The organism is Amycolatopsis sp. NPDC004625 (genome assembly GCF_040609695.1).
Classification (GTDB): Bacteria; Actinomycetota; Actinomycetes; order Mycobacteriales; family Pseudonocardiaceae; genus Amycolatopsis.
This window is the reverse complement of the sequence record NZ_JBEXKX010000107.1, coordinates 1-7,629: the sequence shown is the minus strand read 5'-3', so window position 1 is coordinate 7,629 and position 7,629 is coordinate 1. Positions and strand designations below refer to the sequence as shown.

5 protein-coding genes are annotated in these 7,629 nt (G+C 70.3%); all 5 read left to right on the top strand.

Annotation, left to right across the window (positions count from 1 at the left end; all coding sequences use genetic code 11):
• Nucleotides 1-909, top strand: a 909-nt coding sequence (locus ABZW17_RS46370; protein WP_354829325.1) for a sugar ABC transporter permease, incomplete at its 5' end; no start/stop codon positions are given.
• Nucleotides 906-1,709, top strand: coding sequence for a carbohydrate ABC transporter permease (locus ABZW17_RS46365; protein ID WP_354829322.1), 804 nt, complete (start codon nucleotides 906-908; stop codon nucleotides 1,707-1,709). The genes ABZW17_RS46370 and ABZW17_RS46365, both read left to right, overlap by 4 nt.
• Before the next feature lie 28 nt (nucleotides 1,710-1,737).
• The gene (locus ABZW17_RS46360; protein ID WP_354829320.1) at nucleotides 1,738-3,618 is read left to right on the top strand and encodes a beta-L-arabinofuranosidase domain-containing protein; all 1,881 of its coding nucleotides are present in this window, start codon (nucleotides 1,738-1,740) and stop codon (nucleotides 3,616-3,618) included.
• A gap of 110 nt (nucleotides 3,619-3,728) precedes the next feature.
• Nucleotides 3,729-4,820, top strand: coding sequence for an RICIN domain-containing protein (locus ABZW17_RS46355; RefSeq protein ID WP_354829316.1), 1,092 nt, complete (start codon nucleotides 3,729-3,731; stop codon nucleotides 4,818-4,820).
• A 14-nt stretch (nucleotides 4,821-4,834) separates the two neighbouring features.
• Nucleotides 4,835-7,507, top strand: coding sequence for an RICIN domain-containing protein (locus tag ABZW17_RS46350; RefSeq protein ID WP_354829314.1), 2,673 nt, complete (start codon nucleotides 4,835-4,837; stop codon nucleotides 7,505-7,507).
• Nucleotides 7,508-7,629: the final 122 nt, after the last annotated feature.

Genomic DNA, 7,629 nt, shown 5'->3' with positions numbered 1-7,629 from the left:
GGGGGGGGGCGCCCCCCGCCCCCCCCCGCCCCCCCCCCCCGCCGCCGCGGCTCGATCGCCCGCGGGCGGCGCCGGCTCGGGATCGCTTACGCGGCCCCGATGGCCGTGCTGGTCGCCGTCTTCTTCGTCGTCCCGCTCGGGTTGATGCTGTGGATGTCGGTCAGCCACTGGCCGCTGGTCGGCGCGTCCCACCCGAACGGCGTCGCGAACTACGACGCGTTGAGCGACCCGCTGTTCCTGCGCGCGGTGGGGTTCACGCTGAAGTACACGCTGGTCACGACGGTGGTGCTCAGCCTCGTCGCCTTCGGGCTGGCGCTGCTGGTGCAGCACGACCGGCGCGGCACCGGGTTCGCCCGCACGGTCTTCTTCCTGCCCAGCGCGGTCGGCCTCGCGTCGACGAGCCTGTTGTTCTACGGCCTGTTCACCACCGACTCGTCGGCGCTCAACCACCTCGTGGACTTCCTGGGCCTGGGCCGGGTGGACTGGCTGGGCTCGGGCGGCAGCGCGCTCGGCTCGACCGTCGGGATGATCACCTGGCGGTTCGCCGGGTTCTACATGCTGATCCTGATGACCGGCCTGCAGGGCATCGACCCGGCGCTGTACGAGGCCGCCCGCATCGACGGCGCGAACCGGTGGCAGATCCTGTGGCGGGTAACGCTGCCGCTGCTGCGGCCGACCCTCGCCCTGGCGATGGTGCTGTCGCTGACCGGGTCGCTGCTGGCCTTCGACCAGTTCTTCATCCTCACCGGCGGCCGCCACGACACCGCCACGATCGTCATCGACATCTACCGCGAGGCGTTCCTGTCGCAGGACCTCGGGCGCGCGGCCGCGGTTTCGGTGGCGACGCTCGCCGTGCTGATCGTCCTCAACGTCGCCCAGCTGCGGCTGATCCGCCGGGAGGGGAAGTGAACCGGCTCCGGGCCGCGGGCGCGGGCGTCACGAGCGCCGCCTTGGCCGTGCTGTTCCTGCTGCCGCTGCTGTGGACGCTGTACTCGTCGCTGACCGGCCGCGAGGCCGGGGACTCCGGGACCGGCAACTACCGGCGGCTCGCCGAGTACGGCAGCGGGATCGGCACCTACCTGCTCAACACGGGCGTGGTCGCGCTGGTCGCGGTGAGCGTGACGGTGGTGGCGACGACGCTCGGCGGCTACGCGATGGCCCGCCTCGCCTTCCCCGGCCGCACCCTGCTGTTCCTGGTCACGCTGGCCATCCTGATGGTGCCGTACACGACGATCCTGGTCCCGCTCTACATCCTGCTCGGCTGGCTCGGCCTGCAGAACTCGCTGCTCGGCCTGGGCCTGGTGCTGGCCGTGCTGCAGCTGCCGTTCGGCCTGTTCATGATGCGCAACTCCTTCGAGGCGCTGCCGGTGGAACTGGAGGAGGCGGCGCTGATCGACGGCTGCTCGATCGGGGGCGCGCTGCGGCGGGTGCTGCTGCGCGGCGTCCTGCCCGGCGTCGTCACCGTCGCCCTGTTCTCCTTCCTGGCGGCCTGGAACGAGTTCGTCGCCCCGCTGATCTTCCTCACCGACGGCGAGAAGTTCACCCTGCCGGTCGCGCTGTTCAACCTCCAGTCCGGCAGCCTCGGCTCGGTCGACTTCGGGGCCCTGCAGGCGGGAGTGGTGGTTTCCGCCCTGCCGTGCGTGGCGGTCTTCCTCGTCCTGCAGCGGTACTACGTCCGCGGCTTCACCTCGGGAGCCCTCAAGGGCTGAGCCATCCACAGGCTAGAAGGAGCACTCGATGACCGAACGCATCCTCGGGCCCGTCCATCCCACGTCCGCCGCGAGATCGGCGCTGCGGCCGCTCTTCCTCGGCGCGGTCGCCTTCGCCCCGGGCAGCCTCCTCGGCGACTGGCAGGACCGCAACGCGAGCCGGACGCTGCCGCACTGCGTCGAGCAGCTCGACGCGGCGGGCGCGCTGGACAACCTCCGCCGCGTCACCGGCGAGGTCGACGGCGACCGCCGCAACATGTGGTTCTCCGACTCCGACGTCTACAAGACCCTCGAAGCCGCGGCCTGGCAGCTCGGCCGCGATCCGGGCGACGCCGAGCTGCGGGCGTTCCTCGACACGACCGCCGCGCTGGTGGCCAAGGCCCAGGAGGACGACGGCTACCTGAACTCCGCCTTCACCGTGGACAAGCCGGAGCTGAAGTGGCGGGAGCTGCACTGGAGCCACGAGCTGTACTGCGCGGGCCACCTGATCCAGGCCGCCGTCGCCGCCGCGCGGGCCGGGGTGGGCGCGCAGCTCGTCACCGTCGCCCGGCGCTTCGCGGACCTGATCGTGGAGCGCTTCGGCGACGTCGACGACGTGGACGGGCACCCGGAGATCGAAACGGCGCTGGTGGAGCTGTACCGGGTGACCGGGCACCGGCCGTACCTGGACCAGGCGCTGCGCTTCCTCGACCTGCGCGGACGCGGCCTGCTCGACGGCGAGCGGTTCGGCTCGCGGTACCTGCAGGACCACGAGCCGGTCCGTGAGGCGGACGAAGCCGCCGGGCACGTCGTCCGCCAGCTCTACCTGCTCGCCGGGGTGGTGGACGTCGCCGTCGAGATCCGGGACGACGCGCTGCTGGACGCGGCCCGCCGGCTGTGGGCCGACGCGTTCGGCGCGAAGACCTACCTCACCGGCGCGCAGGGCTCCCGCCACCGCGACGAGGCGTTCGGCGACCCCTACGAGCTGCCGCCCGACCGGGCGTACGGCGAGACCTGCGCCGCGATCGCGAGCTTCCAGTGGAACTGGCGGATGCTGCTGGCCACCGGCGAGAGCCGCTACGCCGACGAGATGGAACGCGTGCTGTACAACGCGATCGCCGGGTCGACCGCCGTCGACGGCACGCACTTCTTCTACGCCAACCCGCTGCACCTGCGGACCGGGCACGACGGCTCGCACGAAGACGCGCCGTCGCAGCGTCTGCCGTGGTACTCCTGCGCCTGCTGCCCGCCGAACCTCGCCCGGCTCGTCGCGTCGCTGTCCGGGTACGTGGCGACCACCGACTCCGGCGGCCTGCAGGTCCACCTGTACGCCGCCGGGACCGTTCAGACCACTGTGGACGGGGTGGACGTCCGCGTCGAAACGCGCACCGGGTACCCGTGGGACGGCCGGGTCGAGCTGACCGTGACCACCCGGGCGCCGCTCATGCTGGCCCTGCGGATCCCGGCCTGGGCCGAAGGTGCCCTGGTCGACGGCGCACCCGCCGACGTCCGCGACGGGTACGCCGAGGTGCGGCGGGACTGGACCGGCGGGGCGACGGTGACGCTGGAGCTGCCGATGCCCGCCCGGATCGTCCGGCCGCACCCGCGGATCGACGCCGTGCGCGGCTGCGCCGCGGTGACGCGCGGCCCCCTGGTCTACTGCCTGGAGCAGGCCGACCTGCCGGGCGGCGTCACCCTCGAAGACGTCCGCCTCGACCCGGCCACGCCGTTCTCCGCTGCTTCCCTGCCGGACGTGCCCGTGGCCCTCACGGCCGCCGGCCGCGTCGAAGTCCCGGCGTCGGCCGAGCTGTACGGCTCCGGAACCAGCGCCCCCGGCGAGCCGATCGACCTCACCCTGATCCCGTACTTCCTCTGGGGCAACCGGGAACCCGGTCCGATGCGGGTCTGGCTCCCGCTCGCCCTCATCTGACGGTCGTGAGTGAGAAACAGTGTTAGAACACTGTTTCTCACTCACGAGCACGGGAGCGCACCCGGCCGTCGACTGTTAACGCTAACAAAACCGAAGATTGCGAGGACCCGATGACGCGTCCTTTGGTATTCCGGCTGGCGGCCGCCGTGGTGCTGTGCCTGGTGGCCGGTCTGCTTTCCGTGGCCACCGCGCAGGCGGCGACCGCGTTCACCAGCACGGTGGTCGACAACTCGAGCGGCCAGTGCGCCACCGTCCCCAACGGCACCAGCGCGGCCCAGCTCACCCAGGCGGGCTGCACCGCCGGCGCCGGCCAGTCGTTCCGGTTCACCCCGGTGTCCGGTGACGTCTACACCGTCGGCACCTTCACCTCGGGCAGCTGCGTGGACATCTCCGGTGCGTCCACTTCGGACAACGCCGCGGTGATCCAGTACGCCTGCCACTCGGGCACGAACCAGCAGTTCCGGCTGCAGCCCACTGGAAGCGCTTTCACGCTGGTCGCGGTCGGCTCGGGCAAGTGCGTCACGGCGGTGAACGCCCTGCTGGTCCAGCTGGCCTGCGGCGCGGCCACCGCGTGGCGGCTGCCCGGCTACTCCACCGGCGGCGACCCGCAGAACCCGCCGGAGAAGACCGTGCGGGTGTGGCTGCTGCGGCCGTCCGACGTGCCCTTCGACCAGCGCTACCCGGACGGCATCGCGAACGTGGTGCGGGAAGCCCAGCGGTACTACCGGCAGGAGCTGGGCAAGACGTTCCGGCTGACCGACCCCGTCGTCCAGGTCGTCACCGGCGAGCACGTGAAGAGCTGGTACGAGAACACCCCCAACGGCGGCGACCGCTACTGGTGGGCCGTGTTCAACATGCAGCAGGAACTGGTGCGCCGGTTCGGCGTCCGGGACGGCGACAGCCGGTGGATCAACGTCGGCGAGGTCATCGCCGAGGGCCAGGGCGCGGGCGGCGGTGGCGGCAACGGCTGGGTGATCCTCTGCCAGCACGACGCCGACGGCGCGGCCGGGATCAACGGCCCGATGAACCGGTGGTACGGCGGCATGGTGCACGAGCTCGGCCACGCCTTCGGCCTGCCGGACTCCACTTCGACCGACGGGACGCCGATGTCGGCGTCGTTCTACGACTACCCGAACACGCACTTCAGCCCGAGCCAGAAGAACGGGATCCTCACCGGCCCGTACGGCTCGTTCCTCTTCTGAAACCGGAGACCCCGATGAGACGTCCGGTACTGCTCACCGCCGCCCTCCTGGTGGCCGGATTCGCCGTGGTGGCCCCGGCCCGCGCGGCGGCCACGTTCAGCAGCACGATCGTCAACCAGGGCAGCGGCCAGTGCGCCACCGTCCCGAACAACACCAGCGCCGTCCAGCTGACCCAGACCGCCTGCACCTCCGGTGCCGGGCAGTCGTACACCTTCAACCCCGTTTCGGGTGACGCCTACACGATCGGCACGTTCAACTCCGGCAGCTGCGTCGACATCTACGGCGCGTCCACAGAGGACAACGCGGCGGTGATCCAGTACGCCTGCCACGGGGAAACCAACCAGCAGTTCCGCCTGCAGTCCGTCGGCACGAACACGTTCGACGTCGTGGCGGTCAGCTCGGGCAAGTGCATCACCCCGGCGAACAACGCGCTCGTCCAGCTGCCGTGTTCGAGCGCGAGCGCCTGGCGCGTCCCCGGGTACACGTCCGGCCCGTCCGACAGCTACCAGGGCATCCCGAACCTCGCGCCGAACGCGTGCAAGAACTCCGGGCTGCCGCGGTCGTACGGCACGAACTTCCAGACGCCGAACGACCCCTACGGCCAGGGGTTCCAGAACACCACCGCGATCGGCTGGGACGGCAACTACTGGCCGGTCTTCAGCTACCTGTCCGGCTCGTTCTTCGCCCGTGGCGTGAACACGACGTACAACGGCCTGTGCGGCGGGATGTACTCGTTCGGCGCCTACACCTACGGCGGCAACCCGGGCGCGCAGTCGGTGCAGTGGACGGAGGACAACGGCTACCTGCCGGCGATGACGACGTCCCGGACCTCGGGCAGCGTCGGGATCACGATCAAGAACTTCGCCGACAAGGTCACCATCAACGGGTCCGCGGTCATGCTCGTCTACACGCGGGTGTCGATCAAGAACAACGGCTCCGGCCCGGTGACGGTCCCGCCGGGTGGTTCCGGCCCGGGCCTGGTCCGGCTGACGCCGTCCTCTTTGGACACCGTCGCGGCCGGGCAGACCAGCAACCACGACTTCGTGGTGGCGGTGGACAACTTCGGCAGCGGTGTCGCGCTGCCGACCGGCTCCACATTGTCGTCGAACGCGCCGAACTACGACACCGCCTACGGCCAGATGACGGCGTACTGGAACTCGAGGCTGGCCGAGACGAACACCTTCGGCCTGCCGAACACGACCCTGCCCAACACCGGGAACCTGGCGAACCCGGGCACCGCGATGGCGAACGCCTACAAGGCGGGCACCGTCTACAACCTGATCATGCAGGTGGGCAAGGCGCAGTTCTCCGGCGCCAACAACTACAACTGGATCCTCAACCACGACGTCCCGGGCGAGCTGACCGCCAAGTTCGAGACCGGCGACTTCCACGACGCGCGCAACCTGCTGCTCACCGCGCGCATCTCGCAGCAGGACGGCTGGGACGAGGTCGGCGCCAACTGGTACTGGGACGGCGTCTGGAAGACGATGGGGGCCTGGGCGACGTACCTGGCGAAGACGAACGACACCGCGTTCGTCAGCCAGTACTTCAACGACACCGGTTCGTGGGGCCCCAGCCTCCGCACCATCGCCCGGGTGAAGTACCCCGCCCAGCTGGCCTCGGACGGGACGCTGCAGACCAACTTCGACAACGACTCGACCGGGCGGTGGCTGTTCAGCAACTTCTCGGCGTTGCAGATGCTGGCGTCCTACAAGTACATCGCGACCAAGATCGGCCAGACCGCGGAAGCGACCTGGGCGAACACGGCGTACACCTCGCTGCTGAACGCGCTGAACACCGTCGTGGGCCGCAACCAGTCCGCGAACGGCTTCAACTACCTGCCGTGCGAGGTCGACAAGCCCAACAGCGCCAACCGGTGCAACACCTTCAACGACGCCAACTGGGCCTCGCCCGGGTGGGTCGGGCAGAACCAGTGGTCGACGATGCTGTCCGGCGGCACGCTGACCGGCATCATGGGCGACCCCGGCCAGATCGACCGGATGTACCAGTGGGGCTTCACCCGGCTGTCGGCCAACGGTTACCCGTTCCCGACGTTCGGGGCGTTCAACGGGTATTCGACGGCGTACAACACGTCGTACTCCTCCGACGGGCTCTTCTCCAACAACTACCGCGACCTGCCGATCACCAGCTACGCCTGGCAGCTCAAGACGACCACCGGCGGCCCCAACGCCTGGTGGGAGGCCAACGGCAGCGGGCCCAACTCGGCCAACCCGTGGATCGGCAGCCACGCCGGCCCGCAGTTCGGCGCGTGCCCGTACGCGTGGCCGATCGCCGGGCAGCAGCAGGGCCTGCTGGAATCGCTGGTGGCGGAGGGCCTGGCGGCGAGCGGTTCCGGGCCGTACACGTTCACCCGGCCGCTCTACATCGGCCGCGGCGTGCCGAACTCCTGGATCGCGCCCGGCCAGACGATCTCGGCCGGCAACCTGACCAACACCTACGACGTGGCTTCGGGCAGCCGGTCCACCTACGGGGTCTCCCTCGCGGTGAGCGGCTCTCGTGTCGTCACGGTGACGCTGTCGGGCAGCCTGCCCGGCGGCGCGGTCCTCATCCAGCTGCCGGTGTTCCTCACGACCGGCGTCAACTCGGTCAGCGGCGGCACCTACGACGCCGCCACGCACACGGTCACCGCGAGCGCGACCACGGTGACCATCACCCTCGCGAGCTGAGCCTGCCGCGGCTGTCGTGAGTGGTAAGGCGCGTTAGAACGCGCCTTACCACTCACGACCGGCCGGGCGCTCGGAAAGGCAGGATGTTTGAACGAACCCCGTTGGGCCGCCGGGAGCGGGGC